Here is a 5,203-nt window from a genome sequence, read left to right on the forward strand (position 1 = left end):
TGATGGAAACAAATTTGTATAGAAGTGCATAAAAAAAGACTCCATTTTACATGAAGTTCTTTCGATTTGGTATTTATAAATAGAGTAGTAGGAAGGTGTTACTAATCAAATAAATACGAATAGCCCTCCACTTTTGTTTTTTTCAAAAATAGAGAGCTAGTTGCTATTATTTTATTTCCATTGCGGTTAGCACCTGATCTGGAGCTGTTATTGTTACACCAGCACGTACTAAACGTTCGAAGGTACGCATAAACTCTAGTAAATGAAACTGTTTTGGTAGCTCAATCACACGCAGCTGCTCTTGCGGTAGCTTATCAATTTCTTCAATAAACCATTCACGTACATCACTTGGAATTGTGCGTTCTTTATGGCCACGTACTTTTAATTTTTCACGCATTTCAATTTCTAAAGCAATATATGCATGGAGATTCACACCTTGATCATATGCATATTTTCTAAATAACGTTTCTTCCTGGTATTTTAAATAATTACGGTGATAAGATTCTTCCGTCACAGGTACCGCAAACTTCTGCTTCAGTAGTGCATGCACATTTTTAAACATCTTCTTAATGTTGTGAAGAGAGTACATAGAATAATGTAAACCGAAATGAAAGACAGCTTGCTCACGGTCACTATTTCTCTCTTTTGGTATATGTTGCGCAATAAGAGGGTAGATACCTTCTTTCGCTGCAGCATCAAGGATTTGATATTGAGATGTTTGATGTAATAGTTTTTTCAATGTATATACAATTTTCGTTGGATATCCTTCTTTTCGATCAATCATGTCACGGAGTCCGCGAATTACACTGCGGATTTGACGATGACAAGTATGTTTTAATACATGAATGAATTTATTCATGTCTGCAGACAGTTCACCGATATTCATCTCTTGTAGAACTGCTTCTATAAACTTCGCTTTACGAGCATAGGTAGTTTTTGGAGTAAATGGATCCCTGTGTTGCTCTTCTCCAGCTTCTTTTGTACATAAAAAGTCCGAATGAATAGATAAATATAAGGTTGTATATCGTTTTGTATGCTTTACCCCTTTTTGCATTTTGCAAATTTTGAATAGGGGATTCCCCGTACATGGTAATGCCGTTGTTAATTCATCGATAACGGAACGGATTTGATGCGGATATTTTTTATGTAAGAAACGATACATCCCACCGAAGTGAGTTTTGTTGCCTCTTTCGTCCTGCTTGTCCAATGAACGCTTTAATGTTATTTCTGTATGTTGTTGCATGGCAATGTCTAAGAATAGTTTCTTAGACGCTACAGATAGCTTAAAGAAAGCCTTGGTAAATACAACAGGACTAATATATACGTATGGATTTGCTTTTTCTGTTTCCTCATTCATAAAATGAGTCAGCTTGATTGTATATCGGCCATCTACTCCGTTTTCAATGGAGATAATGTTATGTAAGTTTAATTTCTTTAATGCAATATAGAATTGAGAGTGTTGGATATAAGCAAATTCTTCTTTATATTGCTTGTAATCTTCCCACATCATATGTATTGTTACATTTGGAATGACACCATTAGTAAAGCATTTCTTATGTAGATATAAGAAAACTTCGAGATCAGCATTCGTAATGCCGTATAATTTATGTTTTCTTCCCGTTTTTTCTGCAAGTGCAGACAATGCGCGACGTGAAAAAGATGGTTTGGCTTTTTCGACAAAGCCTTCTTCGTCAGCAATACGTTCTTCGTATGTCATGTGCTGCAGAATATCTTCTAAATATGTATCTTTATAGCTGTAGTACTTCTCCTCAAATGTTTCCACAAACTTTTGCCAAGATTTTAGTGTTACTAAAACTGCGTTTGTTGTTTTCCCATTTAAGCTACGTTGATTACGTATCACAAATGATTTCCCCATCTTTTTCACCTCCGTTCTACAAATTCAGAAATATATGTCAAAATACTATAAAATATACCAATTTTGATTATAGCAAAATGAAAAATGCTGAAACGTGCTCCTTTAAGAAGAAAAATAGCAACTTGCAACAGCTTATGAAGCTAGTCGTATCAAGGGTTAAGAGAATTTCTTAATTTTTTTTTGTGTTAAGGATACCGCAAACGTGTTGCAAGTTTGATGATATGTATATGAATGAGCAGAAAAACACCTAAGCCCTTGATATATAAAGGATTAGAGTAGAAATGGCAGGGAAGTTAGGGAAAGGATACCGCAAACATGTTGCAAGTTGGTGAGGACAATCATTTAAAATGAATTACAATGATTATCCTTGATGTAAAAGGGTTTGTTGGTATTTATAGATTGGAAATAGGGGAAAGATACCGCAAACAGTGTTGCATCTTGGGTGAAAAATAAGGGAAAGAATACCGCAAACGTGTTGCAAGTTGAATGATACATAAAGAATTGAATAAAAAAACTTTAAAGCCTTGATATATATGGGGTTGGAGTGAAAATTGGTAGGGAAGTTAGGGAGAGGATACCGCAAACATGTTGCATTTAATGTATGTAACTTACTCAAAATATAAGAAAAGTGGCTTAAAAATTTTAAAATTACTAGGTTGAGAAATAAAATATACTGTTGCAAGTTGAATGAAATAGGGAAAGGATACCGCAAACGTGTTGCAAGTTGAATGAAATAGGTAAAAGAAAGAGCAACCCTGTTGCAAGTTGAGGATTTAAGGAAAGCAAAGCGCAAAAAGAATGGAAATAAAGAAGAAATAGGTAAAAGAAAGAGTAACGTGTTGCAAGTTAAGGATTTAAGGAAAGTAAAGCGCAAAAGGAATGCAAGTAAAGAAAAATAGGTAAAAGAAAGAGCAACGTGTTGCAAGTTGAGGATTTAAGGAAAGCAAAGCGCAAAAAGAATGGAAGTAAAGAAGAAATAGGTAAAAGAAAGAGTAACGTGTTGCAAGTTAAGGATTTAAGGAAAGTAAAGCGCAAAAGGAATGCAAGTAAAGAAAAATAGGTAAAAGAAAGAGCAACGTGTTGCAAGTTGAATGAAATAGGTAAAAGAAAGAGCAACCCTGTTGCAAGTTGAGGATTTAAGGAAAGCAAAGCGCAAAAAGAATGGAAGTAAAGAAGAAATAGGTAAAAGAAAGAGTAACGTGTTGCAAGTTAAGGATTTAAGGAAAGTAAAGCGCAAAAGGAATGTAAGTAAAGAAAAATAGGTAAAAGAAAGAGCAACGTGTTGCAAGTTAAGGATTTAAGGAAAGTAAAGCGCAAAAAGAATGGAAGTAAAGAAGAAATAGGTAAAAGAAAGAGCAACGTGTTGCAAGTTAAGGATTTAAGGAAAGCAAAGCGCAAAAGGAATGCAAGTAAAGAAAAATAGGTAAAAGAAAGAGCAATCTGTTGCAAGTTAAGGGGTTAAGGAAAGAAAGACGCAAAATCTTGTAAATATTTGTTACAATAAATTAAATATAATAGTAGTAAGAAAACTTATAATGAAAACTACTTTGTTGTGATCCATGGTTTAGGGAGGAATATAAAGTGGATAACTTAATACAAATGTTTCGAGATGCATTACTAATCTCTGAGCCAATTTATAAAACGAATGAGCTAGTATGGGAGAAGTGGAATGCATACTTTAAAGATGTTGAAAACAACAATAATAAAGTATTAACCTCACCCCATGCTTCTTCATCATTTACTGCATTAGTGTCTTGGTTAGAAAAAAAGCAAGAATCCGGTATTACATTAGTACAAATTTATGCGAAAATTGATTCCTATAAGGAAGAAATATATAAAGAAATTGAAGGATTTATAGAAAAAGAATTTCAAAATGTAGCACCTTCAAGTTCAAAAATATTAGAAAATGATCAAAATATAGACAAGACAAACGTAGTAAACCATGAGGATTATTATGAGGTAAATAACTCTGCTGTTTATTATAAGCTAAGAGATGGGATTGCAAAAAATCAATTTGAAGAAGATGAGTTAAGTAAGGTTTTACAATATCCTATTGATACAAAATCTTCTAATGGTGTAGCACAGCTTTCTTCACACAAAGATGAAGATTTAAGACTTACAAATATAGAAGAAGCTGCTCGGTGGAATACCCTTGTCGATGATGTAATGAGTAATATGGATGATTTAACGGCAGATTGTTTAGATGCAATTACAATACAATGGATAAACGAAGCAAAATCTCCAGACGAATTCATTGATTTTTCTTATGAGCAAGTTTTAGAGATGTGTAACATTCCAAAAACAGTAGTTAAAAATAAAGAATACTATAGAGCGGAAGATAAAATTAAAATAGCAAAGAGAATTGCGGCTTTAGCAAGTATTTTTATCTATTTAAATGATGATAATGAAGTCGTAGTATTAAATGACCGTGAAGACGATGGGGAGCGACTAGAATTAAAGCGTGAGGTTGTTAAACGATTATTTGTATTAGATTCGGTTGTATTGTGGAGACATAGTGTTACAAATGAATATATGGGCATTGAATCTTGTCGTATTAAACCAGGTAGCTTTTTAACCAATTATTTATACGGATCAAATAATACAACGGCATTATTGTCTAAAAAAGCACTTGAATACAATAGTTATAGACACAAATATCATAAAAGGTTAATTCGATACTTAACATGGCAGTGGAGAATTAGACAAATGTATTCATCATTGAAAAAGCCATATTCTATAGGAGGGGATAAGGGATTACTATCAGTAATGGATATCCCAAAAGATTGGAAGCCAAATCGTATTAGAGAACAATTAGAAAATGTTCTAATGGATTTAGAAAATGAAAAAGTAATCTCTCATTGGGAGTATAGTGATCCGCTTGATGAACAACAAATTGGAAAACGTAACTGGTTTAAAAATTATTATGCAAACTTAGGAATAACGATTTTACCACCTGAGGAAATGCTACAATCAATGGATAGGGTAATTGAAAAGAAAAGTATAGAAGAACCTCAAGAACAATTACCTGAAGTAACAGTTGTTAAAGAGGTAAAGAAGACTGTAGAATCAGTTGAACAAATAGAGAAGAAAATCCGTGACCAAATACTGAAGGTACACAATGAAAAAAAAGTAAGCATACGTGAAATAGCAGATGAAATTAGTATTTCTCCGTCTACATTATCTAGGTTTTGTAATTATAAAACGAAACGTTTATCTAAAAAGGCATTAGAAAAGCTAACGAAATGGTGTGAAAGACAAGAAATATTAGAGAAGATGTAACATGAGCTAAAAATCTCTATTAGAAAAAACACATACAATTTGTATGTG

General features: G+C 33.1%; 2 protein-coding genes. One reads left to right on the forward strand and one right to left on the reverse strand.

All coding sequences use genetic code 11. From position 1 onward, the window contains the following. Positions 1-166: 166 nt before the first annotated feature. The gene (locus ACQGSG_RS26275) at positions 167-1,876 is read right to left on the reverse strand and encodes a hypothetical protein (RefSeq protein ID WP_426948379.1); all 1,710 of its coding nucleotides are present in this window, start codon (positions 1,874-1,876) and stop codon (positions 167-169) included. A gap of 1,581 nt (positions 1,877-3,457) precedes the next feature. Here ACQGSG_RS26275 and ACQGSG_RS26280 point away from each other — a divergent pair. Next, a complete protein-coding gene (locus ACQGSG_RS26280; RefSeq protein ID WP_061654766.1) occupies positions 3,458-5,155 on the forward strand; it encodes a helix-turn-helix domain-containing protein in 1,698 nt (565 codons plus the stop codon). Positions 5,156-5,203 lie beyond the last annotated feature (48 nt).

The organism is Bacillus sp. GMa5/1, from assembly GCF_050172015.1.
Lineage (GTDB): Bacteria > Bacillota > Bacilli > Bacillales > Bacillaceae_G > Bacillus_A > Bacillus_A cereus.